Source organism: Methylobacterium sp. WL69, assembly GCF_008039485.1.
In the GTDB taxonomy this organism is placed as follows: domain Bacteria; phylum Pseudomonadota; class Alphaproteobacteria; order Rhizobiales; family Beijerinckiaceae; genus Methylobacterium.
This window is the reverse complement of sequence record NZ_VRUZ01000002.1, coordinates 100,209-123,698: the sequence shown is the minus strand read 5'-3', so window position 1 is coordinate 123,698 and position 23,490 is coordinate 100,209. Positions and strand designations below refer to the sequence as shown.

Below are 23,490 nucleotides of genomic sequence, written 5' to 3'. Positions count from 1 at the left end.
ACAATCAGTCCGCCCGGCCGCCTCGCCTTGGTCTCACGCCGGGCCGATCTCGAAGGCCATCCCCAAGCCCGGTCCCCGGTCGGCATAGTCGATGAGGCTGTAGCCGCGTTCGGAGAGGGCCGCCTCGATGATGTCGTGGTGCTTGCGGAACATCTGGCCGATGGCCAGGGGCGTCAGGCGCGGGTTGCCCTGCCGCAGTTCGTCCACGCCGATATGGAGCGGCGCGCTTCCCCGGTCCGCGATCCGCACGAGGGCGGCGGCCAGATCCGCAGCCTTCGTCTCCGATGCCGATTTCGCCTTGAATGCCATGTCGATGTCCTACGCGTGCCCGCCGGACGGGACAAGCGCGGGGAGGGTGGCGTAATCCCGGCGCCCTCCCGCCGGGCGCCTCGGACCGGGTGCGATCCCGGTCCGAAGCGGTCCGCGGCGCTCAGTTCGGGTGGAACACCACCTTCACGCAGCCGTCCTTCTTGTCGCGGAACGTCTTGTAGAGGTCGGGCCCATCGGCGAGGTTGGTGGAGCGGTGGGTGATCATCGATGTCATGTCGATCTTGCCCGCCTGGATCAGCTTCGTCAGCGGCTCGAGGTAGCGCTTCACGTGGGTCTGCCCGCTCTTCATGGTCAGGCCCTTCTGCACGATCATGCCCATGTTGACCGGGACCGGCCCGCCATAGACGCCGGGTACCGAAACGATGCCGCAGGGGCGCACGGCCTTGATCGCCTCCATGAGGGCGTAGGGACGCTCCGTGGAGGTCAGCTTCTCCTGGATCGTGTTGACGAGGCTGGCGATGCCGTGGCCGGCGCTCGCCTCCATGCCGACGCAGTCGATGACGCCATCGGCGCCCTCGCCCTTGCTGATCTCCTTGATCCGCTCGAACACGTCCTCGTTCACGTAGTCGATGATGTCGGTGGCCCCGTAGACGCGGGCGAGGGCGAGGCGCTCGGGCACCGTGTCGATGGCGATGATGCGCTCGGCGCCCATGATCTTCGCCGACTGGATCGCGAACAGGCCGACCGGCCCGGCGCCCCACACGGCGATGATCTCGCCGCCCTTGATCTCGCAATGCTCGGCGCCCTGCCAGCCCGTGGGCAGGATGTCCGTGAGGAACAAGAGCGACTCGTCGTCGATGCCCTCGGGCGCCAGCATCGGGGCCACATCCGCCATCGGAACGCGCACGTACTCGGCCTGACCGCCCGAATAGCCGCCGGTGAGGTGCGAGTAGCCGAACAACCCGGCGGTCGGATAACCGAACTGGGCCGCCGCCATGGCGCCGTTGCGGTTGGAGCGCTGGCAGACGGAGTAGTTTCCAAGCTTGCACTGGCGGCACTCGCCGCAATTGATGTTGAACGGCACGACGATGCGGTCGCCCTTCTTGAACTTGGTGAAGCCGGTGCCGACCTCGACCACTTCGCCCATGAACTCGTGCCCGAGGACGTCCCCCGCCTCCATGGTCGGCATCTGACCGTCCATGAGGTGGAGGTCCGAGCCACAGATGGCGCAGGACGTCACCTTGATGATGACGTCGCGGGAATCCTCAATCCGGGGATCCGGTACGGTGTCGCACCGGATGTCACCCTTGCCGTGCCAGCACAACGCCTTCATGCGGATCGTCCTTCATGATGTCTTCGGAAAGCTCGGTCGAAAGCAGGCCACGGTTCCAACGAAACCTTAGCCTGAATGTTCGGAGCACCGCCGATGATGGTTCGATACGGGATTCAAGACGCTGGGACCGGGATATGTTCCAGTCCCTAGGCCCGCAGAAACGCCACGAGATCGTTCGTCAGCCGCTCGCCATGGGTGAACGGCAGGGCATGCGATCCACCCTCGTAGACCGTGAGGGTCGAGCCGGGAATCGCGGCCGCCGCCGCCCGGCCCGAGACGTCGATGGGCACGGTCTGGTCGTCGTCGCCGTGGATGATGAGGGTCGGGAGCCGGACATGCGCCATGTCGGGGCGGAAATCCGTCTCGCCGAAGGCGCGGACGCAGGCGATGGTGGCTTTCGGCGAGGCGCGCATGGCGAGATCGCCCGTCCACTGCATGAGTTCGGTGGAGGCCGGCGACGAGAACACCCCGGCGCCGAAGAAGGTCTTCGAAAAATTCGCCAGGAAGTGCGGCCGGTCGGCCTTGAGGCCGTCGATCATGCCCTCGAACACGCCGGCGTCGACGCCGTCGGGATGGTCGGGGGTCTTCAGCAGCATCGGCGTCACCGCCGAGACGAGGGCGACGCGGGACACCCGGGCGCCGCCGTGGCGCGACAGGTAGCGGGCGATCTCGCCGCCGCCCATGGAGAAGCCGACCAGGGCCACGTCCTGGAGATCGAGGTGATCGAGGACCGCCTTCAGGTCGTCGGCGAAGGTGTCGTAATCGTAGCCGCTCCAGGGCTGGTCCGAGCGGCCGAACCCGCGCCGGTCGTAGGCGATGGTGCGAAAGCCGGCCTCGGTCACGCCCGGCATCTGGTATTCCCACATGTCGGCATCGAGCGGCCAGCCGTGGATGAAGACGACGGGGCGGCCGGTCCCCCAATCCTTGTAGAAGAGCTTGGTGCCGTCCGGGGCGTCGAGGAAGGGCATGGGCAAATCCGTCGGGTGGGGGCCGTGCGATCCGGCCTGGGAGGTTCGAAGGGCTAAAGGCCGAAGCGCGCGACCGTTCCCGCACTCCCCCTGTCCGAGACGGACGGGCGCCCCTATCTCCCCGCCATCATGCACCCCGCCCCGGATTTCGACGCCACCGCCGCGTCCCTGCGCGCCTGCCGCATCTGCCGCGATGCCCCGGCCTACGGACCGCCCCTGCCGCAGGAGCCGCGCCCCATCGTCCAGGGCAGTGCCCGCGCCCGCCTGTGCATCGCCAGCCAGGCGCCGGGCAACAGGGCCGACAAGAGCGGCATCCCGTTCATGGACCCGTCCGGCATCCGTCTGCGCGACTGGCTCGGCCTCGACGAGGCGGCGTTCTACGACGCCGCGCGCCTCGCCATCGTGCCCATGGGCGCGTGCTTTCCGGGCTACGACGCCAAGGGTGGCGACCGGCCGCCCCGGCGCGAATGCGCCGAGCGCTGGCGGGTGGAGCTGTTCGCCGGCCTGCCGCACCTCGACCTCATCCTCGTCATCGGCCAGTACGCGCAGGCGTGGCACCTCGGCCGGTCGAAGGGCGGCCTCACCGAGACCGTGCGGGGCTGGCGCGCCGTCCTCGACGCGCCGCGTCGCCCGCGCGTGCTGCCCCTGCCGCATCCGTCCTGGCGCAACAGCGGCTGGCTGAAGGCCAATCCGTGGTTCGAGGCCGAGTTGCTGCCGGTGCTGCGTACGGAGGTGGCCGACGCGATGGCGCCGCGTTGACAGCGGGCGCATGACGCGGGATGGCCGCCCGAGACCTTTTGGCCCGAGGATACACGATGCCCGCCACGACCGATCCGCGCGACCGCCTCATCGTCGCCCTTGACGTCGCGACGGTGGCGGAGGCGGAGGCGTTGGTGGGGCGCATCGGCGACGCCGCGACCTTCTACAAGATCGGCTACCGCCTCGCCTATGCGGGGGGCCTCGCCCTGGTGCCGCGTCTCGCCGCCGCCGGCCTCAAGGTGTTCCTCGACCTCAAGCTCCACGACATCGGTAACACCGTGGAGGAGGGGGTGCGGGCGCTCGCCGATCTCGGCCCGACTTTCCTCACGGTCCACGCCTACTCGCAGACCATGCGGGCGGCCGTGCGCGGGCGCGGCACCGGCGGCTTGCAGATCCTGGCGGTCACCGTCCTGACCTCCTACGACGAGGCCGATGCGCGCGAGGCGGGTTATGCGCTTTCCGTCGCCGACCTCGTGGCACAGCGCGCGCGTCAGGCCGACGAGGCCGGAATCGACGGTATCGTCTGCAGCGCCGTCGAGGCGGTATCGGTCCGGGGCGTGGTCGGGCCGTCGCGCCTCATCGTCACCCCGGGCATTCGCCCGGCCGGCAGCGGGCTCGGCGACCAGAAGCGGGTGATGACGCCGGTCGAGGCCCGGCGGGCGGGCATCGACCACGTGGTGGTCGGTCGTCCCATCACGGGCGCCGCCGATCCGAGAGCGGTGGCCCAGGCGATCGTCGCCGAAATGGCCTGAGCCGCGGTCAGGCCGGGCCGCGCAGGCTCCGCAGGAGGAAGGCGATCATCGCATCCACCGGCGGGACGCCCGCGTCGGGATACCGGCTCACCAGTGTGGGATGGCAGTAGCGCAGGACCGCCGTGTGGAGGCAGGCGGCCGTCAGGGACGGGTCCGCGACGGCGAACTCCCCGGCGGCGACGCCTTCGACCACGAGGCCTTCGAACACCGATCCGATCCGTTCGATGTGATGGGAGCAGACGTCCCAACTCTCCGCGACGGCGGTCTCCACCATCTCGTGCATGCGCGGATTGGCGTCGCAGCGTTCGACGCAGGCACGGTGCAGCAGGCGGATGACGTTGGCGAGGCGTTCGCTCACGCCCTGGCCGATCATGGTCGAGGCGACGGTCACGCGCCGCTCGGTTTCGTCCATGAGGCGCTTGATCACCGCCTCGTGGATCGCCTTCTTCGAATCGAAGAACCGATACACGTTCGCCGGGCTCATCCGCAGGGTACGGGCAATGTCGGCGACGGTGGTCTTCTGGTAGCCGATGTCCCGAAACGCCCGCTCGGCGGTTTCCAGGATACGGCACCGGGTCATCGGCGCGGTTTCGTCGAGGGGGGCGGTCAAGGGTGCCGCTGCAATCGTCATGGGTGCCACGCTAGAGCGGCAACCCCGGCCCGGTCAAAGGCTGAGCCGGCCTTCGACCAACGGGACGCGCGTGTGTGCCTTATGAGCCGAACTGCGAGCCGAGCTGTTCGAGGTATTCCGCCAGATCGACGCCACCGATGCGGTTGCCGTAGTCGAAGCGCATGCCCTGCTGAATATCCACGCTGCTCGACTTCGTCGTCAGGGTGAAGGGCTTGACGCAGATCCAGGCGCCGTCGCGGCGATGCTCGAAGAAGTTCAGGATCTCGTGCTTGGCCATGGCCGGTTCCCCTCTGTGTGGGGAGTTAACGGCCATCAAGCGCAACGGTTCACCGAAGGCCTGAATTTCGACATGTTTCGAAAAGCTTGACCGTAGTGATCGGCCATGGGTGGTGCTGGATTGGCGCCGGGACCGCGCTGAACCGTGTGTGACGAGGATAATGATTTCGAGGCTGGCCACGCTGGCACGAAAACGGATTGCCAAATCCGGCCTAACCTCGGCGATGGGTAGTATGAGGACAGAACCCTGGGCGGAGCCGGCGCATTCCGCCCTATGGTAGGTTTGACATAGACCCAACACTTGATCCGCGACCACCCCACGTACATACTTTATGTAGGAATTTTCTGGGCGAAGTTCGAGTGGGACGAAGTCAAAGAGATCATGAACATCGCCAAACATGGCATCAGCTTCGCGCAGGCGAGCCGGATTTTCGCCGGTCGGGTTTGGACGTTCATCGACACGCGTACGGATTACGGCGAGGTGCGGGAGATCAGTATCGGTGTGGCCGATGCGGTCGCATTCCTAACCGTCGTTCACACGGATCGGAGCGGCGTCACCCGAATCATCTCGGCTCGCCCTGCCTCCCAAAGGGAAAGGAAACGCTATGACGAAGCGTTACGCGCGTCCGATGACACCCGATGAAATCGCGGCCGTACCGGACTCCGAGATCGATTTCAGCGATGTGCCGGAACTCGATGAGGCGTTCTGGGCAAACGCCAAGCTCATCGAGCCGGATCGGACGCAATCCGTCACGCTCCGGGTCAAGACCTCGGTCCTCGAAGCCTACAAGCAGCATGGGCGAGGCTACCAGACGCGCATGAACGCCGTTCTGGAAAGCTATGCCCGTGCGATGCTCAAACGTGAGTGAGGGAGCGAGACATCCCCGCTCCCTCGCCGCAGCTCAGGCTGCGCTCTTCAGGGGGCCGATCTTCTCGTGGAAATCCGGACCGTTGATCGTCCGGGTAACGTAGCCGTCGCGGATGAGGTAGTCGCCGAAGCGCTCGCCCGGCTGCTTGTTCTTCGCGTAGGCGGCGAATAGCGGATCGAGGATGGTCTTGATCTCCGAGGCCGTCACGTCCTCGCCGTAGAGCTTGCCCAGGCGCGAGCCGTCGAAGGCGGCCCCGAGATAGAGGTGGTAGCGCTCCGGGCCGCGGCCGACGAGGCCGATCTCGGCGATGAACGGTCGGGCGCAGCCGTTGGGGCAGCCGGTCATCCGGATGGTGATCTCGTCCTCGGCGAGGCCGTGCGAGGCGAGGCTGGTCTCGAGCTCGGTCATCAGGTCGGGCAGGTAGCGCTCGCTCTCGGCGAGCGCGAGACCGCAGGTCGGCAGCGCCACGCAGGCCATGGAGTTGCGCCGGAGCGCACTGGCCCCCTTCATCATGCCGTGCTGGTCGACCAGCGCCTCGATCTCGGCGCGCTTGTCCGAGGGGACGTTGGCGATGATGACGTTCTGGTTGCCGGTGAGGCGGAAGTCGCCCTCGTGGATCTCGGCGATCTTGCGCAGGCCCGTGAGCAACTGCGGGCCGTTCTCGTAATCCTTGATCCGGCCCGAGGCGACGTAGAGGGTGAGGTGGTGGCGGCCGTCGTCGCCCTCGGTCCAGCCGTAGCGGTCGCCGTTGTTGGTGAAGGTGTAGGGCTTCGGGTCGGCGAGCGGCTTGCCGACGCGCTTCTCCACCTCGGCGCGGAAGGCACTGAGCCCGTAGCGCTCGATGGTGTATTTCAGGCGGGCGTTCTTGCGGACCTTGCGGTTGCCCCAGTCGCGCTGCACCGTCATCACGGCTTCGGCCGTCTTGAGGGCATCCTCGGGGCTCACGAAGCACATCACGTCGGCGGTGCGCGGGAAGGTGTCGGTCTCGCCGTGGGTCATGCCCATGCCGCCGCCCACGGTGACGTTCCAGCCCGTGACCCGGTTCTTCTCGTCGAGGATGGCGATGAATCCGAGGTCGTGGGCGAAGATGTCGACCTCGTTCGAGGGCGGCACGGCGATCACGGTCTTGAACTTCCGCGGCAGGTAGGTCTTGCCGTAGACGGGCTCGATTTCGGCCGCATCCTCGCCGCCGACCACGCGCTCGCCGTCGAGCCAGATCTCGCGCCAGGCGCTGGTCTTCGGCAGGAGCGAATCGGAGATGTCCTTGCCGAGCTGGTAGGCGGCCTTGTGCGCGCCGACCTGCGCCGGATTCGTCGCCGCCATGACGTTGCGGTTGACGTCGCCGCAGGCCGCGATGGTGTCGAGCAGCGTCGCGTCGATGGCCGCCATGGTGCGCTTGAGGTTCGACTTGATGACGCCGTGGTACTGGAACGTCTGGCGCGTGGTCGCGCGGAGCGCCCCGCCCGCATAGGTCGTGGCGATCTCGTCGAGCGCCAGCCACTGCTTCGGGGTGACGACGCCGCCGGCGATGCGCAGGCGGATCATGAAGCTGAAGGCTTTTTCGAGCTTCTTCTTCGTGCGCTCCGCGCGGATGTCGCGGTCGTCCTGCATGTACATCCCGTGGAACTTCACGAGCTGGCCGTCATCCTCCGAGATGGCGCCGGTGGCGTGCTTCAGCAGCCCGTCGGCCAGGGTCCCGCGCAGGTAGCCCGACGCGATCTTGAGGTGCTCGTTATGCGCGAGCCCCGCCGACCGGGCGGCTTCCGCGTCGGTGATCGGGCGCTCGGTCGGCGGGGTCTCGTAGGTGCGGGGCGGGGTCTGCTCGGCCATGGCGGGATTCCGGTCTTTTCGAGTTTGTCTGGTGCCTTGGGTGCGCGTCCCTCTCCCCTCTGCGGGAGAGGGTGGCCCGCGTCAGCGGGTCGGGTGAGGGGAGCGCCAGTTCCGGATAGGGCTTCCCCTCTCCCGCCTGCTCCGCAGGCACCCTCCCCCGCACAGGGGGGAGGGTTCTTTAATCAGTACACATCCTGCTGGTAGCGGTGGGCGCGCTCCAGTGCCGCGACCGCCGCCTCCGCCTCGGCCTCGCCGAGGGACTTCACCGTGGCGTAGGCGCGCACGACGGCGTTGCGCACGTCCTTGGCCATCCGGTTGGCGTCGCCGCAGACGTAGAAGCTGGCGCCGCCGTCGAGCCACTCCACCAGTTCCCGGGCGTGATGGTCGATGCGGTCCTGCACGTAGATCTTCTGCGGCTGGTCGCGCGAGAAGGCGACGTCGATCTTCGTGAGCGACCCGTCCTCCAGGGCGTCCTGCCATTCGAGCTGGTAGAGGAAGTCGTGGGTGAAGTGCCGGTCGCCGAAGAACAGCCACGACCGCCCCGGCGCCTCGACGGCGCGGCGCTCCTGCACAAAGGCGCGGAACGGCGCGACGCCGGTGCCGGGGCCCACCATAATGATGTCGGTGGCCGGGTCCTGCGGCAGGCGGAAGTGGCGGTTGGGCTTCAGCTTCACCCGCAGCTTGGCGCCGTTCTTCACGCGGTCGGCGACATGGGTCGAGGTGACGCCGGAGCGGGCCCGGCCATGGGTCTCGTAGCGCACGGCCGCGATGACGAGGTGGACCTCGTCGCCCACCTCTTTTCGCGATGAGGCGATGGAGTAGGCGCGCGGCGGCAGCGGCCGGGTGATGGTGGCGAGGTGCTCGGCCGTGACCGTGGCCGGGAAGCTCTGGATGAGGTCGATGAGGTGGCGGCCCTCGATCCAGGCCTTGGCCTCGCCGCTGTCGATGAGCTTCTGCGCCTCGGCGTGGCCCGTCGCCTTAGCGAAGCGCTCCACCGTGGTGGCCGACAGGGTGGTGATGTCGCGCTCGGCGAGCAGGGCCCGGCGCAGGGCCTCGTCGCCGGAAAGCCCCGTGGCGGCCAGGATCTCGTCGACGAGGGCGGGATCGTTCTCCGGGTAGATCTCCAGGCTGTCGCCCGGCTCATAGGCCGGCGCACCGTCCTCGAACTCGAGGGCGAGGTGGATGGTCTCCTTGTCGGAGCGCGACGAGTTCAGGTTCACGTGATCGACGACCTCGACCACCCGGGGCTCGCGGCTCGGCTCGGCCTCGTCGTCCTCGTCGACGGTGCGCGCGGCGAAGTCTACGGCCACGACGTTGTCGGCGCCGGGCGGCGGCGTCAGGGCCTTGACGGTGTTCTTGATCCAGTCGGCGGCGGGCTCGTCGAAGTCGAGATCGAGGTCGGCCCGCGCGTAGGCGCGCTTGGCGCCCAGCGCCTCGAACCGGGCATCGAGGGCCTTCCCGATGGCGCAGAACTCCGCGTAGGACGTATCGCCCAGCGCCAGAACGGCGAAGTCGATCCCGTCGAGGCGCGGCGCGCCCTCACCCATGAGTTCGCCGTAGGCCCGCATGGCCCGGGCCGGGGGCTCGCCCTCGCCCCAGGTGGCGGCGATGGCGACCACGTGCTTCTCGCGCGCCAGGGAGGCCACGTCGAGGTCGAAGAAGTCCACAATCTTGGGCTTGAACCCGCTCTTGCGTGCGAGCTTGGCGACGTCGCCGGCGAGCTTTTCGGAATTGCCCGATTCGCTGGCGAACAGGATCGTCAGGGGCTCGGCCGCCTTCGGGGGCGCGGCCGGCACCGCGGCCGCCGGTTGACCGCCGGCGGCGTCGAGGCCGGCGAGGAAGCCGGCGAGCCAGGCCCGCTGGATCGGGGTCGCGGCGCCGAGGACGGCGTCGAGGCTCGCCCGTTCCTTGTCTTCGAACGGGGCCGTGCGGGGGAGGATCGCGTGTCGTGCCATTGGGAAAGCCATGTCGTCCTGAGCGGCCGCCCTGTCAACGGAATGTCCGTTTTACAGAACGACGTCACGGTAGAAGGAGCTGCCTGCGGGTGCGCCGCAAAACAGAAGTTTGTTCTCTCGTGCCTATTCCCCCGCCACCACGGACAGCGTCGGCACGAAGCGGCCGCTGACCGGTGGGGCGGGCAGGGGCAGGGCGGTGGTCGACTTCACCTTCTCCATGGCGAAGCGCGAGGTGACGTTCTTCAACGGCAGGGTCGCGATCAGATGCTTATAGAAGGTGTCGTAGGCGCGCATATCGGCCACGACGACGCGCAGCATGTAATCCACATCCCCGGCCATGCGGTAGAATTCCAGCACCTCCGGCATGGCCGACACGGTTTCGGCGAAGCGCTCCAGCCACTCGCGCGAATGGTCCGCGGTCTCGATGGAGACGAACACCGTCAGGCCGAGGCCGAGTTTCACGGGATCGAGCACGGCGACGCGCCGGTCTATGACCCCGTCGGCCTCGAGGCGCTGGATACGCTTCCAGCACGGCGTCTGCGACAGGCCGACCTTCTCGCCGATGGTGGCGATGGAGAGGGTCGCATCGTGCTGCAGCAGCCCGAGGATCTTCAGATCGATCGCATCCAAGGTGGCCTCGTGTCGGTTTCCAGGGCGGCGCTGCGTGCGCGGGAGCACGGCGTGCCGACCATATGAGAAGGATCTTTCTTTGTCAGGCAACCGACGACGGGACCGGGTCGTTGCCCGATCGCACCGCCCGCAGGGCCGGGATGTCCGGCGCACAGGCGGCGATGCCTTGACAGCGTTCGTTATAGCGAACATTTCAGTCGTCAGACAAGCGGACATTCCGAACACCGTCATGAGCTTTCAACTCGAACACGCGGCGCGCGCCCTCGCCGCCGGCATGGCCGGCCTCGACCTCAAGGGCCGCATCGCCCTCATCGAGGCGACGGTGCCCGGCCGCCTCGTCTTCACCACGAGCCTCGGCATCGAGGATCAGGCCCTGACCCACGCGCTGGCCATGGCGAAAGGGCGCACCGAGATCGTCACCCTCGACACCGGCCGGCTCTACCCCGAGACCTACGACACCTGGAGCGAGACCGAGTCGGCCTACGGCATCCGAATCCGGGCCTATGCGCCCGAGCGCGAAGCCGAGGAGCGGTTCGTGCGCGAGGAGGGCATCAACGGCTTTCGCCAGTCGGTCGCCGCGCGGCAGGCCTGCTGCGGTTTTCGCAAGGTCGAGCCCCTCGGCCGGGCGCTCGACGGCGCCGCCGGGTGGCTGACGGGCCTGCGCGCCGGCCAATCGGCCAACCGGGCCGATACGCCCCTCGCCGAGGCCGACGAGGCGCGGGGCCTCATCAAGATCAACCCCCTTGCCGACTGGAGCCGGGCGGATGTCGACCGCTTCGTCGCCGACAACTACGTCCCCTACAACGTCCTGCACGATCGCGGTTTTCCCTCCATCGGCTGCGCCCCCTGCACCCGCGCCATCAAGGTCGGCGAGGACGAGCGCGCCGGCCGCTGGTGGTGGGAGCAGGCATCCAAGAAGGAATGCGGTTTGCACATCCATGCGCCCGAGGCCGACGTCGAGCCGGGTCAGGAGCCGGCGGCGTTCGAATCCCCCCACCACACTCGATCCCCGGAGATGGCCCGATGAGCGCCGCCCTCGCAGCCACGCGCGCCGAGCGCCTCACCCATCTTCAGCGCCTGGAGGCCGAGAGCATCCACATCATGCGGGAGACCGTCGCCGAGACGGAGAACCCGGTGATGCTCTACTCCATCGGCAAGGACTCGTCGGTGCTGCTGCATCTGGCCCTCAAGGCCTTTTCACCGGGCCGCCTGCCGTTCCCGTTGATGCACATCGACACGACGTGGAAGTTCAAGGAGATGATCGCGTTCCGCGATCAGAGGGCCAAGGATCTCGGGCTCGATCTCATCGTCTATACGAACCAGGAGGGCTTGGCGCGCGGCATCGGTCCCATCAGCCACGGGTCGGAAGTCCATACCGACGTGATGAAGACGCAAGGTCTGCGGCAGGCACTCGACAAGCACAAGTTCGATGCGGCCTTCGGCGGCGCGCGCCGCGACGAGGAGGCGAGCCGCGCCAAGGAGCGCATCTTCTCGCTGCGCACGGCGCAGCACCGCTGGGACCCCAAGCGCCAGCGCGCCGAGCCGTGGCACGTGTACAACCTCAGGAAGAAGCGCGGCGAGTCCCTGCGGGTGTTCCCGATCTCGAATTGGACCGAGCTCGACGTCTGGCTCTACATCGAGCAGGAAAACATTCCGATCGTGCCGCTGTACTTCGCCAAGCCCCGCCCCGTGGTGGAGCGCGACGGCCAGCTCATCCTGGTCGATGACGATCGCCTGCCCCTGGAGCCGGGCGAGACCCCGAAAGAGGTCTCGGTCCGCTTCCGGACGCTCGGCGACTATCCCCTCACGGGGGCCGTCGAGAGCGATGCCGCGACCTTGCCGGAGATCATCGGCGAGACCCTGGCCGCCCGCACCTCGGAGCGCCAGGGCCGGGTCATCGACAAGGACGGGTCCGGCGCCATGGAGCGCAAGAAGCAGGAGGGCTATTTCTAAGATGACCATCCATCAATCGCCCGAGGCCTTCGGCTACGACAGCTTCCTTGCCGCCCATCAGAGCAAGGAGGTGCTGCGCTTCATCACCTGCGGTTCCGTGGACGACGGCAAATCGACCCTGATCGGCCGGCTCCTGCACGACACCAAGCAGATCTTCGACGATCAGGTGACGGCCCTGCAGCGCGATTCGCGCAAGCACGGCACGCAAGGGGCCGAGATCGATCTGGCCCTCCTCGTCGACGGCCTCCAGGCCGAGCGCGAGCAGGGCATCACCATCGACGTCGCCTACCGGTTCTTCTCCACCGACCGGCGCTCGTTCATCGTCGCCGACACGCCCGGTCACGAGCAGTACACCCGCAACATGGCCACCGGCGCCTCGACGGCGGATGTCGCCGTGATCCTGGTGGACGCCCGCCAGGGCCTGACCCGGCAGAGCCGCCGGCACGCGCTCCTCGTCTCGCTGCTAGGCATCCGGCGCGTGGTGCTCGCCATCAACAAGATGGATCTCGTCGGCTGGTCCGAGAGCAAGTTCGAGGGGATCGTCCAAGCGTTCGACGCCTTCTCGGCGCCGCTCGGCTTCACCGAGATCCGGGCGATCCCGCTCTCGGCCAAGAACGGCGACAACGTCGTTCTGCCGGGCGCGGCCGTGCCCTGGTACACGGGCACGCCCCTGCTCCAGTACCTCGAAGAGGTGCCGGTCCATCTCGAAGAGCAGGCGGCTCCATTCCGCATGGCGGTGCAGTGGGTCAACCGGCCGAACTCCGAGTTCCGGGGCTTTTCCGGCCTCATCGCCAGCGGTCGCGTCGCCCCCGGCGACAGCGTCGTCATCGCCCCGTCCGGCCGGACCTCCACCATCGCCCGCATCCACACCGCCGACGGCGACCTGCCCCACGCGGTGGAGGGCCAGTCCGTGACCCTGGTGCTGACCGACGAGGTCGATGCCTCGCGCGGCGCCGTCATCGCGGCGGCCTCGGCACCGATCCGCGTCACCGACACGATCGACGCCCGCCTGTTCTGGGCCGCCGAGACCGAACTCGCTGAGGGTGCGACCCTGCTCGCCAAGATCGGCACCGTCACGGTCAACGCCGTGGTCACCGCCATCCGCACGCGGATCGATCCCGAGACGGGGCAGGCCGAGCCGGTGACGCGGCTGGTGGCCAACGACATCGGCGACGTGGTCCTGACCCTGGACCGGCCCGTGCCGGTGGATGCCTATACGGACAACCGCGACACCGGCGGCTTCATCCTCATCGACCGCGAGACCACGGATACGGCGGCGTTGGGGCTGGTGCAGGCGGCATCCGCCGCGCCGAAGCCGGCCAAGGGGAACGTTGCCGAGGCCGAGGCCGCCAAGTCCGAACCCGCCAAGTCCGGCGGCCTATTGTCCGGGATCAAGCGTCTGTTCGGCGGCTGACCCTTCGCGCCCCGCCTGCCATCGCGCCGCCGCTCCCCTGGGGGTGGCGGCGTTGTCGTAACCGCGGGTGACGGGCGCGACACCGATGTGCGACACGGCGGACCCCGTCGCCCATCAGAGGATCGGTTCGGACCAACAATGGCGAAATTCCACTTCGTGGAGGATTACGAGCGCTACGTCGCCGACCTGATCCGGCAGCATCCCATCGACACGGCCATGAGCCTGGCGGTGGGAGGTTCGTACGCGAGCGTCGGCGCCATCGAGTGCGAGATCCTGCTGCATGCGGGCCTGGAGCCCGGCATGGCGGTGGTCGATCTCGGCTGCGGCAGCGGACGCCTCGCAGTGGCCCTCGCCAACCGGATCGCGGTCGGCTATCTCGGCCTCGACGTGGTGCCGGCGCTGCTCGACTATGCCCGGACGAAGGCGCCGAAGGCCTACCGGTTCGTCCTCAACCGCGCCCTGTCCCTGCCCGTCGAGGCGGCGTCGGTGGATGTGCTGTGTGCCTTCAGCGTGTTCACCCACCTACTGCACGCCGAGACCTACCTCTACCTGGAAGACGCCCACCGGGCCCTGCGCCCCGGTGGCCGGGTGGTGCTGTCGTTCCTCGAATTCGCCATCCCCGATCATTGGGCGGTGTTCGACAGGACGATCCAGGCCCAGCGCGCCAGCACGGTGCCCCACCTCAACCAGTTCATCGAGCGCAATCAGATCATCGTCTGGTCGCAGCGCCTCGGCTATGCCGGGGTGAGCTTCATCGACGGCAACACCGCGCCCTGGCCTTCGGGCGAGCCGCTCGGGCAGTCCATCGCGATTCTCACCAAGGGGTGAAACTTCGAGCCCCTTGCAGTTCCCGACGTTGTCGTCAGGCCGGCTGAGCGTCTTCTGCAGACGCGCTGTCGAGACGGATATGTAACGTGGCACCCGTCGCGTCGGCGAAGCGGCGGAGCGAGGTTGTTGTGGAGGCGGATTTCCCACTCTCCCACCGCGCGACCATGGCCTGGGACGTGCCGATGCGCTGGGCGACCTCCGACTGGGAAAGATGCGCGCGGTGGCGGGCCTCGGCCATGGCAAACGCCAGATCCATCACCGGCGACACCGCGTCCCGCGCGGCCCGATAGTCCGGCTCGGCGTTCCACCGTTCGCGGACGACCTTGAAGGGAATCGCCATCACACCAAGCCTTTCGTCGTCGTAACCTTGCTCCGTTTGCGTGCCACGACTACGGTCCGGCCCGTCCGAAAACCGCAAAAATTCCGGAGTTCTCCCATGGGCTTTCTCGCCGACGCCCTGTCGCGTGTGAAACCGTCCGCGACCATCGCGATGACGCAGAAGGCGCGCGAGCTCAAAGCCGGCGGGATGGATGTCATCAGCCTGTCCGTGGGCGAGCCGGACTTCGACACGCCCCAGCACATCAAGGATGCGGCCGTCGCCGCCATCGCGCGCGGCGAGACCAAGTACACGCCCGTCTCCGGCATCGTGCCCCTGCGCGAGGCCATCGCCGCCAAGTTCAAGCGCGAGAACGGGCTGGACTACAAGGCGTCGCAGACCATCGTCGGCACCGGCGGCAAGCATGTGATCTACAATGCCCTGCTCGCGACCTTGAACCCCGGCGACGAGGTGGTGATCCCGCGCCCCTACTGGGTCTCGTATCCGGAGATGGTGGTCCTGTGCGGCGGCACGCCGGTCTTCGCCGAGACCACCATGGACCACGACTTCAAGCTCCAGCCCGAGGAGCTGGAGCGGGTGATCACTCCCAAGACCAAGTGGATCATCCTCAACTCGCCGTCGAACCCCTCGGGGGCGGCCTATGCGCGGGACGAGATGAAGCGGATCACCGACGTGCTCCTGCGCCATCCCCAGGTGTGGGTGCTCACCGACGACATGTACGAGCACCTCTGCTACGGCGATTTCGAATTCGTCACCCCGGCCCAGGTCGAGCCGAACCTCTACGAGCGCACGCTCACCATGAACGGCGTCTCGAAGGCCTACGCCATGACCGGCTGGCGCATCGGCTACGCTGCCGGCCCGGAAAAACTCATCAAGGCCATGGACTTCGTCCAGGGCCAGCAGACCTCGGGCGCCTGCTCGATCTCGCAATGGGCGGCGGTGGCGGCCCTCGACGGACCGCAGGCGCACCTCGCCGAGTTCCGCACGGCGTTCCAGGCGCGCCGCGACCTCGTGGTGTCGATGCTGAACCAGACCCAGGGGTTGAAGTGCCCGACGCCCGAGGGTGCGTTCTACGTCTATCCCTCCTGCGCCGAGGCCATCGGGCGCCGGGCGCCGTCCGGCAAGGTCATCGCGACCGACGAGGATTTCGTGGTCGAGCTGCTCCAGGCCGAGGGCGTGGCCGCCGTCCACGGTTCGGCCTTCGGCCTCGGCCCGAACCTGCGCATCTCCTACGCCACCTCGAACGCCGCCCTGGAAGAGGCGTGCACCCGCATCCAGCGCTTCTGCGGCTCCCTGCGCTGAGGGCACCCGGGATCGCCCCGGCGTCGCGGCCGCCGCGGCTTGCGGTCCTGCGGCGCGGGGGCGGATTGCCGGCTCCCGGTCCGGCGCCTACATCGACGGTCCCTGCTGCCGATGTGTCCGATGGTCTCGCGAACCCGCTCGGACTTCGCATGGTGACGGGGTCTGTCGTGACGGGGTGGTGCGGACCAGTTCTCTGCGCCGTTCCTGTGAGGCCTAGTGGGCCGGGTCGCGACAGGCGTGTCACGGGCGCGGGGAACAGGAACCGTCGCCGTGGCGCAAGGCCCACCCTTCGTCGAGGCCCGCCCTCTTAACGGATCGAGGACGGACGATGGCCCAATCCGGGACGGTAGCTCATCCAGCCCGGGTTCGTTCCCTTAACGATCCTGGGTGAGAGTGGGGCAAGGCCGGGGAACCGGTCGCGTGCCACCGCGTAGTTTCGGGCCCGACCTCAATGAGACGCCTTCTCACCGGTGGCATCAAGGCGATCCTCGCCATCGCCGCCCTCTCCACCGCCGCGCACTGGACCATGCGCCTGCAACGGGATCCCGCGCCCGCACCCCGGCCCGTGGCCGCGATCCCCGATCCGGTGACCACCGGGTCCATCGATGCGCGAAAGCCCGTCCTGGCCCCGGCCGCCGACGTGACGCGCGGCCTCGACCAGCGCCGCCTGTCGGAGCTGTTCGCCGGCACGGCACCCGAAAAGGCCAAGGTCCAGAAGGCCGAGGTCCAGAAGGCCGCCGTGAAGCGCTGAGGCGCTTCGGGACGTCGCCGAGTCTCGGAACCCTCCCCAGGGGGCATGTGTTGGTCAGCACAGCCCCACCCGAGGAGATTCCGCATGGCCAACCCCGGCCTACCGATCCCCGAACCGTTGCCCGGTGGCATTCCCGGCGATCTGCCGGTGCCTCCGCCGCCCGACGAACAGCCGGATATCGGCCCCACCGGTCCCCGCACGCCGTATCCGGTCAATGATCCGGGCATCGACGAGCCCACCGGTCCCGGCTCCGAGCCGGATTATCTGCCGGGCGGCCCCACCGATCCCGGCGTCCGCATGTAGTTAGTGATCTCCGTGCGACGCGCGAACGTCGCGCGGCGCACTCAGGATTTCGGAGAGGCTCGTCACCACGTGGCGGGCCTCTTCGTCCGTCAGGCGCAGCTGGAACGGCGGCAGCGCCCCGGCCTGAAGGGCGACCACGGCCTGGCCCTGCTCGTCGGTGCCGACCTCGATGGCCGAGGAGGTCACGTCGAGCATGGCCATGTCCTCGTCGTTCATGTCCTCAGGGCCATCGGTGTCGTCCGGCTCGTCGATGGCCGTGAGGAGGTGGCCGACCGCCCGCACCAGGGCGCGGGCGGCGCGCGCATCCATCACCACTGCCGTCGCCTGATCGTCCTTCTGGAAGGAGAGCTGGATGTTCGCACCTTCGAGGGAAACCGAAATGCCCGCCATGAACCGCCTAACCGCATCGCCACCGAACGGCCCACGCAAACCCCGGTCCGCGACAGATCTCCCACGGGCGAGGCGGGACGCGACGGAGGTGTCCGTGGGCGGCTCTAACTGCCTGGACCCGAACTCTTATATGCACCGGGACGCACCGGAATCCCAGCGGTCGGCGGCATTGCCGCAGGCCGCCCGAGCGCGCCGGAGACCCGTCCTGCCTTGTTGCGGCCGCAGGAACCGACTACATATCATCTCAGCGGGTATCGGTGAGCCGGGCGCTTGTAAGACCAAGCGTTTCACGTCCTGCTGATCCCCGTCAGGACGTTTTACGAAGAGGATTTGCGGTTTCATGTCCCTGGACATGGGCCGTCGATCGACGAACGATACGAGGATCTATACGTGAATACCGGCACTGTTAAGTGGTTCAACGAGACCAAGGGCTACGGCTTCATTCAGCCTGACGATGGCGGCAAGGACGTTTTCGTCCACATCTCTGCCGTCGAGCGTGCAGGCATGCGCAACCTCATCGAGGGCCAGAAGATCTCCTACGAGATCCAGACGGACAAGCGCAGCGGCAAGGACTCGGCTGGCAACCTCCAGGCGGCCTGACGCCCTCGGCGCCAGCCCTCAGGGCTGGCGTCACCAACGGTTCTCGCGAGAACCCTTCACCGCCGACCATCGATGACCGTTCCGGGAAGGAACGCCGCATCGATCCGGCTTCCCGCCACATCAAGCGACGCTACCGGACCCGCAAGGGGTCCCGCACATCACGACACCTGAAAGTACACAAGAAAACACATGTTGTTCGAATACACCCGACGCCGCAGCGTCCGTTCGCCCGTCACCGACGCGGCGACCTTCCGGGTGGATCGTCTCAAGCAGTCCGCGACGCGCGGTACGAAGACGACCGACCTGAGCCATCTCATCGACACCTCCTACAACTACCATTCGCCCCGCGAACTGCGCTGGCACCTCGCCGAGCGTTTCGGAATGGCCCCCGAGGCCGTGGCCCTCCGCGAGCACGCGTAAGCGTCCGGCACGCCCTCCGAAGGCGCGGCTCGTTTCGCGGGCCATGCCCCGATCCGCTCCGCGCTCCGGTTCGTCACCCGACGGGCGCGTCTTCCCATCCCCGATGGCATTCCCTGCATCGCCGCCGGTCTCCCTCGGAGACCGCGCGGCTTTCGGCATGCGATCAACCACGACGGTACTCCGTTTCCCGTCGCGGGGAGGCGCAACGAATCACTACGCAACGACGTAGGACGTCGGCGCCCGCCTTAGGACGCTGCGAACAGCTCGGGATGGCGCAGGCGCAGGGCGTAGACGAGAAGCAGCGTCTTGATGTCGGTGATGGCGCCGGTGTCGCTCATGATCGCCAGGGTCGCGAGCGGCATCTCGTGCACGGTGATGTTCTCGTGCTCGGCATCCAGGCCGCCGCCAGGGCCGGAGCGGTCGTCGGTGCCGTAGGGAGCCAGGAACAGGTCCATCTGCTCCGTCGAGATGCCCGGCATGCTCCAGCCGCAGGTGATCCGCTCCAGGGCACCGAGGCGGACGCCCACCTCTTCGTAGGCTTCCCGCCGCGCCCCTTCCTCGGGATCGGCCTCGTCGAGGAGGCCGGCCGGAACCTCGAGGACGGATTCGGTCCCGGCGGCGTAGAGGGCGGCGGGCCGGAACTGCTCCACCAGGAGGGCGACGCCGCGGGCCGGATCGTAGGGCAGCACCGCCACCGCCCGACCGTGATCCTCGATCTCGCGGGCCAGACGCGTCCCGTCCGGCATCGTCACCTCGGCAACGAGAAACCGGCTCCAACCGTCATGCAGGATCCGCGTGCCACGGATGACTGGCGCCATGCTTTTTCCCCACTCGCCGTCCGGACAGGAACGGCCGACGCGGGGGCCTTACCAGCGCGTTGTCGCACGATTGAGGCAGGGATTCGTGAGGCAACGCTCGCCTCAGCGCGGCATACGCCGGATGACGAAGCGGATCGCGCCGTCCCGACGTTCCTGGCCGAGGAGCGAATCGCCCTCGCTGCGCACGAGGTGCGGAATGTCGATGGCCGCGAGGGGGTCCGTGCTCAGGACCGCCAGAGTCGCGCCGGGGAGCAGGCCGCCGAGGGCCTTGCGCGTGCGCAGGACCGGCAGCGGACACTTGAGGCCCGAGAGATCGAGCTCGGTGACGTCGGAGCGTTCGGCGGACATGGACTTTCGTAATGGAGTCACGGCGCAAAAAACCCGCCGGCGGCGCGGGGCCATCGACGGGTCTTATCAGGGTCGAGGCCCGGTGACACACACCGGGCCGTCCGAACCTCAGTAGCCGTAACCGTAGGCGGGGTATTCGTAGGCCGGCGCGTAACCGTAGGCGGGGGCGGCGTAGCCGTAGGCCGGGGCGTAGCCGTAGCCATAGGCGGGGGCGCCGTAGCCGTAGCCGGCGCCGACGTAACCGCGGTCGTAGTAGCCGTAGCGGGGCGCCTGACTCGCCGCGATGGCGCCGCCGATGATGCCGAGGGCGGCACCCGCCGCCAGGGCGCCGCCGATGCCGGGGCCGCGACGGTGGCCGCCGTAATAGCCGCGGCCATACCCACGGCCGTAGCCGGCGCCGTAATAGCCGCCGCCGTAGCCGCCGCGCCAGCGGACGTTCTCGACGCCCGCCCGCTCACCGGCGATCTGGCCGGCGTTCAGGGCCGGGAACGGGGCCGCTTGGGCAGCCGTGAACGAGCCGGCGGACAGGCCGATGGCTGTGGTGCCGGCGAGGGCGAGGGACAGAATGCGCGACATGCGAGACTTCTCCGTCTGGCGATCCAATGTGCCTATGAACGGCATCGCGCCTGAACCGTTCCCGAACGAACACAGTCAAGCCTGCACGCTCCCGTGAGGCGACGGCTGGTTCAGAAGACGCAATCGGTGAAGGCGGGCTCGACGGAACGCTGCCAGCGGCCTTCGTAGGCGGCGAGATGCACCTCCGCCTGCGAGCGACCGGCGGCGACGATGGCCTCGAGGGGCTGGAGGTGGCGGGTCTCGTCCTGCCCCTGCGCGTCGCGGCGGCCCCGGGCCGCGAGGCCGGAGCGCGCCACGGCCAGGGCCTCGGCGGCCACCGCCCCGAGGGGTCGGCCACCGATGCGGGCGGCGAGGCCGAGGCGCGGCACCGTGGCGCGCAGGCACTCGCGGTCGGCGTCGGTCCAGCCCTTGGCGATGTCCCAGGCGGCGGCCAGGGCCGCGTCGTCGTAGAGCAGCCCGACCCAGAACGCGGCCTGGGCGGCGATCATCTCCGGACCGCCGACGTCGGCGCCGCGCATCTCGAGGAAGCGCTTGAGCCGGACCTCGGGAAACGCCGTGGAGGCGTGGTTCGCCCAGTCCGACACCGTGGCGCGCTCGCCCGGCAGGGCGGACAGCGTTCCAGCCATCAGATCGCGAAAGGAGGCGCCGGAGACGTCGTGATAGGTCTCGCCGCGCTTGACGAAGTACATCGGCATGTCGAGCAGCCAGTCGGCATAGGCCTCGTAGCCGAAGCCCGGCGCGAAGGCGCGGGGCAGCATGCCGGTGCGGTCGGGATCGGTGTCGCGCCAGATCTCCGAGCGGCGCGACAGGAAGCCGTTGGGGCGTCCATCGGTGAAGGGCGAGTTGGCGAAGAGCGCCGTGGCCACGGGCTGGAGCGCCAGGGCGACGCGCATCTTGGCGACCATGTCGGCCTCCGAGGCGAAGTCGAGGTTCACCTGCACGGTGGCCGTGCGCAGCATCATGTCGAGGCCCAGCGTCCCGACCTTCGGCATGTAGCCGGCCATGATCTTGTAGCGGCTCTTCGGCATCACGGGGGTTTCCTCGCGGGTCCATTTCGGACTCATGCCGAGGTCGAGGAAGCCGATGCCGAGGGGCTCGGCCACGCGCTTGACCGCATCGAGATGCGTGCGCAGCTCGGCTTCCGTGGCGTGGACGTCGGCGAGCGGCGCGCCGGAGAGCTCGAACTGCCCGCCCGGCTCCAACGAGATGGCACCGCCCTCCTGGCCGGCCAGACCGATGAGGTGGCCCGCATCCTCGATGGCCTCCCAGCCGGTCTCGCGCGCGAGACCTTCGAGGAGGGCCTGGATGCCGGCCTCCCCTGCATACGGAACCGGCCGATTGCCGTCGCGGTAAAACGGCACCTTCTCGTGCTCGGTGCCGATGGCGAAGCGCGCGCGCGGTTTCTCGCCCTCGGCGAACCACGCGATCAGTTCGTCCCGCGTCGTCAGCGGCGTCGTGTCGGACGTATCGCGCGCCATGCGCTGGCCTCGTCGTGAAATCGTTCGGGTGAGAGGCAGGCCCGACCTCGGGTCGCGGAAGCCCCATCGGGATGCCGCCTCCTTAGTCCACGCCCGCTGTGCGAACAACGGACGCGACGGCGCGCCGTGTCAGCGTGTGTCCCCTAGCACCGACTGCACCAGGGCGAGCACCACGACGGCCGCCGTGTCGGCCCGCAGGATGCGGGGTCCAAGGGACAGGGCAACGGTGTTGGGCCGGCCTAAGATCAGGGCGCGTTCTTCCGGCGCGAAGCCGCCCTCGGGGCCCACCAGCACGGCCAGGGGCGGGGCGGCGGCGGGGTCGGCCGCTCCCCGCAGGGCGGCGATGGGATCGGACAGGGGGGCGTCCTCGTCGCAGAACACCAGCAGGCGCTCCGGCGCGAGATCGGCCAGTGCGGCGGGCAGCCGCACGGCGTCCGGAAACTCCGGCAGGGCGAGGATGCCGCACTGCTCGGCCGCCTCGATGGCGTTGGCGCGCAGGCGCTCGACGTTGAGCTTCTCGCCCTGCGTGCGCCGGGTGAAGACTGGCCGGATGGTGCCGGCCCCCATCTCCACGGCCTTCTGGGCGAGGTAGTCGAGGCGCGCGCTCTTGAGGGGGGCGAACAGGTAATGCAGGTCGGCCCGTGGCGTCTGGGCGCGGGTCCGCTCACGGACCACGAGATCGGCGCTCTTGCGGCCACTCTGCGCCAGGGTGGCGCGCCACTCGCCGTCGCGGCCGTTGAACAGGAGCACCGGGTCGTCCGGCCCCCGGCGCAGGACGTTGAGGAGATAGTTCGCCTGCGCCCGGTCGAGGGGCAGGACCGCGTCCGGCGCGAGGTCGGCCTCGACGTGGAGACGGGGGGTGGTAAAATCGTAGGCGGCCATGGCGGCGGTGGTCGCGTGGCGCTCGACCGCTGTCAACGCGCGGTTTGTTGCGGGAAGAGCACAGGCGCGATCTTTACGAAGTTTGCCCACGCCCGATCGAACGGGCCGGTTTGCGACTCGAATAGCGCCACATTCCTATGGCGAAACACGAATCGGGGTCGAAGCGCGCGGATCGCGCCACGTCCCGCAGCGGATCGGGCCATCGCGTCGGCGGTCAGGGGCAGAGCTCCCGCCGGGGCGTCGGGGAGACTCAAGGGAAGTCAGAGCATGTCGTTCAAGATCATCGCGACGGTCGCCGTCGCCCTCGCCGGCCCCCTGCTCGTCGCGGCTCCGGCGTTTGCCCAGAGCGTCGAGTGCGGCGAGATCCAGAAGACCCTCCAGGCGCGCAAGGACCTCGTGGCCAAGGCCAATTCCGCCTCGAACTCGAAGAAGAAGATGACCCCGCAGGAGGCCTGCGCCCTGTTCGGCAGGCTCCAGACCAACGGCTCCGAGGGGATGAAGTGGATCACCGCCAACAAGGAGTGGTGCTCGATCCCGGATTCCTTCGCCGAGGGCTTCAAGGCCGATCACCTTAAGGTCGGCGGCATCCGCACCAAGATCTGCGGCATCGCCGCCCAGGCCGCCAAGATGGAAGCCCAGGGCCGTGCCCAGGCTCAGAACGGCGGCGGCGGCGGTGGCCTCCTCGGCGGCCCCGGCCTCACCGGCGCGATGAAGATGCCCCAGGGCGCGCTCTGACCGCGCGATTCCGGACCGTGCGATCCCGACGGCTTGTGTCGCCGGGGCAATGCCCGCCATACGCCGCGGGATGAACCGCTCC

29 protein-coding genes are annotated in these 23,490 nt (G+C 68.4%); 14 read left to right on the top strand and 15 right to left on the bottom strand.

All coding sequences use genetic code 11. The features are described from left to right. Positions 1-33 precede the first annotated feature (33 nt). The 3 genes from FV218_RS01420 to FV218_RS01410 all read right to left on the bottom strand — a co-directional run bounded on the left by FV218_RS01420 (position 34) and on the right by FV218_RS01410 (position 2,571). Positions 34-309, bottom strand: a complete 276-nt coding sequence (locus tag FV218_RS01420) for a hypothetical protein (protein WP_056088840.1) — start codon at positions 307-309, stop codon at positions 34-36. A gap of 121 nt (positions 310-430) precedes the next feature. Next, the gene (locus FV218_RS01415) at positions 431-1,603 is read right to left on the bottom strand and encodes a zinc-dependent alcohol dehydrogenase (protein ID WP_147708423.1); all 1,173 of its coding nucleotides are present in this window, start codon (positions 1,601-1,603) and stop codon (positions 431-433) included. Between the two features lie 146 nt (positions 1,604-1,749). Beyond that, positions 1,750-2,571, bottom strand: coding sequence for an alpha/beta hydrolase (locus tag FV218_RS01410; RefSeq protein WP_056088835.1), 822 nt, complete (start codon positions 2,569-2,571; stop codon positions 1,750-1,752). Positions 2,572-2,700: 129 nt separating this feature from the next. On the opposite strand from FV218_RS01410, the gene FV218_RS01405 reads away from it, so the two are divergent. Beyond that, positions 2,701-3,330 (top strand): uracil-DNA glycosylase family protein, encoded by a 630-nt coding sequence (locus FV218_RS01405; RefSeq protein ID WP_147708422.1) that lies wholly within the window; start codon positions 2,701-2,703, stop codon positions 3,328-3,330. A 56-nt stretch (positions 3,331-3,386) separates the two neighbouring features. Next, positions 3,387-4,082, top strand: coding sequence for an orotidine-5'-phosphate decarboxylase (pyrF, locus tag FV218_RS01400; protein ID WP_147708421.1), 696 nt, complete (start codon positions 3,387-3,389; stop codon positions 4,080-4,082). Between the two features lie 7 nt (positions 4,083-4,089). Here pyrF and FV218_RS01395 read toward each other — a convergent pair whose 3' ends face one another. Both FV218_RS01395 and FV218_RS01390 read right to left on the bottom strand, forming a co-directional pair. After that, positions 4,090-4,662: a TetR/AcrR family transcriptional regulator gene (locus FV218_RS01395; RefSeq protein WP_246684938.1), complete on the bottom strand. Its 573-nt coding sequence runs from the start codon at positions 4,660-4,662 to the stop codon at positions 4,090-4,092. 130 nt (positions 4,663-4,792) lie between these two features. Further along, positions 4,793-4,990: a hypothetical protein gene (locus tag FV218_RS01390; protein ID WP_147708419.1), complete on the bottom strand. Its 198-nt coding sequence runs from the start codon at positions 4,988-4,990 to the stop codon at positions 4,793-4,795. A gap of 300 nt (positions 4,991-5,290) precedes the next feature. Here FV218_RS01390 and FV218_RS01385 point away from each other — a divergent pair, with 300 nt between their 5' ends. Both FV218_RS01385 and FV218_RS01380 read left to right on the top strand, forming a co-directional pair. Continuing rightward, positions 5,291-5,632, top strand: coding sequence for a BrnT family toxin (locus FV218_RS01385; protein ID WP_281407789.1), 342 nt, complete (start codon positions 5,291-5,293; stop codon positions 5,630-5,632). After that, positions 5,595-5,858, top strand: coding sequence for a BrnA antitoxin family protein (locus FV218_RS01380; RefSeq protein ID WP_056088820.1), 264 nt, complete (start codon positions 5,595-5,597; stop codon positions 5,856-5,858). The genes FV218_RS01385 and FV218_RS01380 overlap by 38 nt, the downstream gene beginning before the upstream one ends. 33 nt (positions 5,859-5,891) lie before the next feature. On the opposite strand, the gene FV218_RS01375 is transcribed toward FV218_RS01380, so the two are convergent. The 3 genes from FV218_RS01375 to FV218_RS01360 all read right to left on the bottom strand — a co-directional run bounded on the left by FV218_RS01375 (position 5,892) and on the right by FV218_RS01360 (position 10,273). Beyond that, positions 5,892-7,688, bottom strand: a complete 1,797-nt coding sequence (locus FV218_RS01375) for an NADPH-dependent assimilatory sulfite reductase hemoprotein subunit (protein WP_147708418.1) — start codon at positions 7,686-7,688, stop codon at positions 5,892-5,894. Positions 7,689-7,870: 182 nt separating this feature from the next. Further along, positions 7,871-9,643: a flavodoxin domain-containing protein gene (locus tag FV218_RS01365; protein ID WP_056088812.1), complete on the bottom strand. Its 1,773-nt coding sequence runs from the start codon at positions 9,641-9,643 to the stop codon at positions 7,871-7,873. 123 nt (positions 9,644-9,766) lie between these two features. Then, a complete protein-coding gene (locus tag FV218_RS01360; RefSeq protein WP_056088810.1) occupies positions 9,767-10,273 on the bottom strand; it encodes an Lrp/AsnC family transcriptional regulator in 507 nt (168 codons plus the stop codon). 229 nt (positions 10,274-10,502) lie between these two features. Between FV218_RS01360 and FV218_RS01355 the strand changes: the two genes are divergently transcribed. The 4 genes from FV218_RS01355 (at position 10,503) to FV218_RS01340 (ending at position 14,468) form a co-directional block, all read left to right on the top strand. Next, positions 10,503-11,300 (top strand): phosphoadenylyl-sulfate reductase, encoded by a 798-nt coding sequence (locus FV218_RS01355; protein ID WP_147708417.1) that lies wholly within the window; start codon positions 10,503-10,505, stop codon positions 11,298-11,300. After that, entirely contained in the window at positions 11,297-12,226 is a 930-nt protein-coding gene (gene cysD, locus FV218_RS01350; protein ID WP_147708416.1) for a sulfate adenylyltransferase subunit CysD, read from the top strand. The genes FV218_RS01355 and cysD overlap by 4 nt, the downstream gene beginning before the upstream one ends. A gap of 1 nt (position 12,227) precedes the next feature. Continuing rightward, positions 12,228-13,640 carry a sulfate adenylyltransferase subunit CysN gene (gene cysN, locus FV218_RS01345; RefSeq protein WP_147708415.1) on the top strand — a complete coding sequence of 471 codons (1,413 nt, stop codon included), beginning with the start codon at positions 12,228-12,230 and terminating at the stop codon, positions 13,638-13,640. Positions 13,641-13,778: 138 nt separating this feature from the next. After that, complete coding sequence (locus FV218_RS01340; protein ID WP_147708414.1) at positions 13,779-14,468, top strand: class I SAM-dependent methyltransferase; 690 nt, start codon at positions 13,779-13,781, stop codon at positions 14,466-14,468. A gap of 34 nt (positions 14,469-14,502) precedes the next feature. On the opposite strand, the gene FV218_RS01335 is transcribed toward FV218_RS01340, so the two are convergent. Next, the gene (locus FV218_RS01335) at positions 14,503-14,808 is read right to left on the bottom strand and encodes a helix-turn-helix transcriptional regulator (protein WP_147708413.1); all 306 of its coding nucleotides are present in this window, start codon (positions 14,806-14,808) and stop codon (positions 14,503-14,505) included. Between the two features lie 96 nt (positions 14,809-14,904). On the opposite strand from FV218_RS01335, the gene FV218_RS01330 reads away from it, so the two are divergent. The 3 genes from FV218_RS01330 (at position 14,905) to FV218_RS01320 (ending at position 17,161) form a co-directional block, all read left to right on the top strand. After that, positions 14,905-16,107, top strand: a complete 1,203-nt coding sequence (locus FV218_RS01330; protein ID WP_056088794.1) for a pyridoxal phosphate-dependent aminotransferase — start codon at positions 14,905-14,907, stop codon at positions 16,105-16,107. Between the two features lie 451 nt (positions 16,108-16,558). Next, entirely contained in the window at positions 16,559-16,858 is a 300-nt protein-coding gene (locus tag FV218_RS01325; protein WP_056088791.1) for a hypothetical protein, read from the top strand. Positions 16,859-16,942: 84 nt separating this feature from the next. Then, complete coding sequence (locus tag FV218_RS01320) at positions 16,943-17,161, top strand: hypothetical protein (RefSeq protein WP_056088790.1); 219 nt, start codon at positions 16,943-16,945, stop codon at positions 17,159-17,161. Here the strand turns inward: FV218_RS01320 and FV218_RS01315 are convergent, their stop codons facing one another. Continuing rightward, complete coding sequence (locus FV218_RS01315) at positions 17,162-17,551, bottom strand: hypothetical protein (RefSeq protein ID WP_056088784.1); 390 nt, start codon at positions 17,549-17,551, stop codon at positions 17,162-17,164. It lies immediately after the preceding gene. Between the two features lie 390 nt (positions 17,552-17,941). Here FV218_RS01315 and FV218_RS01310 point away from each other — a divergent pair, with 390 nt between their 5' ends. Beyond that, positions 17,942-18,151 (top strand): cold-shock protein, encoded by a 210-nt coding sequence (locus FV218_RS01310; protein WP_055956856.1) that lies wholly within the window; start codon positions 17,942-17,944, stop codon positions 18,149-18,151. Positions 18,152-18,340: 189 nt separating this feature from the next. Further along, positions 18,341-18,571: a hypothetical protein gene (locus tag FV218_RS01305; protein ID WP_056088781.1), complete on the top strand. Its 231-nt coding sequence runs from the start codon at positions 18,341-18,343 to the stop codon at positions 18,569-18,571. 245 nt (positions 18,572-18,816) lie between these two features. Here FV218_RS01305 and FV218_RS01300 read toward each other — a convergent pair whose 3' ends face one another. From FV218_RS01300 to FV218_RS01280, 5 genes are all read right to left on the bottom strand, one after another. Beyond that, positions 18,817-19,389 carry an NUDIX hydrolase gene (locus FV218_RS01300; RefSeq protein ID WP_056088778.1) on the bottom strand — a complete coding sequence of 191 codons (573 nt, stop codon included), beginning with the start codon at positions 19,387-19,389 and terminating at the stop codon, positions 18,817-18,819. 102 nt (positions 19,390-19,491) lie between these two features. Beyond that, positions 19,492-19,737, bottom strand: coding sequence for a sulfurtransferase TusA family protein (locus tag FV218_RS01295; RefSeq protein ID WP_056088775.1), 246 nt, complete (start codon positions 19,735-19,737; stop codon positions 19,492-19,494). A 108-nt stretch (positions 19,738-19,845) separates the two neighbouring features. Further along, on the bottom strand, positions 19,846-20,313 hold the full coding sequence (locus FV218_RS01290) for a hypothetical protein (protein WP_147708412.1): 468 nt from the start codon (positions 20,311-20,313) through the stop codon (positions 19,846-19,848). 110 nt (positions 20,314-20,423) lie between these two features. Continuing rightward, positions 20,424-21,791, bottom strand: a complete 1,368-nt coding sequence (locus FV218_RS01285; RefSeq protein ID WP_147708411.1) for a glutamate--cysteine ligase — start codon at positions 21,789-21,791, stop codon at positions 20,424-20,426. A 129-nt stretch (positions 21,792-21,920) separates the two neighbouring features. After that, positions 21,921-22,673 (bottom strand): 16S rRNA (uracil(1498)-N(3))-methyltransferase, encoded by a 753-nt coding sequence (locus FV218_RS01280; RefSeq protein ID WP_147708450.1) that lies wholly within the window; start codon positions 22,671-22,673, stop codon positions 21,921-21,923. A gap of 267 nt (positions 22,674-22,940) precedes the next feature. Here FV218_RS01280 and FV218_RS01275 point away from each other — a divergent pair, with 267 nt between their 5' ends. Next, positions 22,941-23,408, top strand: a complete 468-nt coding sequence (locus tag FV218_RS01275) for a hypothetical protein (RefSeq protein ID WP_056088762.1) — start codon at positions 22,941-22,943, stop codon at positions 23,406-23,408. Positions 23,409-23,490 lie beyond the last annotated feature (82 nt).